Raw genomic sequence first — 239 nt, 5'->3', positions numbered from 1 at the left:
AACTACATCTAAGACAAATAATTCTACTTTTCAAATGTCTAGAATGGTTATGGAAAGATAGAAATGATTTCTATGCTGCGGGAAATCTCACCATTTACTATAGTCCTAGTCAGAAAAAATCTGAATATTTTCGAGGTCCAGATTTTTTCGTTGTCTTGGGAACAGAACGCAAAACTCGGAAAAGTTGGGTAGTTTGGGAAGAAGATGGTAAATATCCTAATTTCATTTTAGAAATTCTT

At 33.1% G+C, this 239-nt stretch carries 1 protein-coding gene; it reads left to right on the top strand.

Features of this window, described 5'->3' with window-relative positions:
* A partial coding sequence (locus ACIR131C_RS22535; RefSeq protein ID WP_035371873.1) for a Uma2 family endonuclease occupies window positions 1-239 on the top strand: 239 nt, incomplete at both ends.

It is taken from the genome of Dolichospermum circinale AWQC131C, assembly GCF_000426905.1.
Classification (GTDB): domain Bacteria; phylum Cyanobacteriota; class Cyanobacteriia; order Cyanobacteriales; family Nostocaceae; genus Dolichospermum; species Dolichospermum circinale.
The sequence above is the reverse complement of the archived record's forward strand: the minus strand, read 5'-3'. Positions and strand labels throughout refer to the sequence as shown.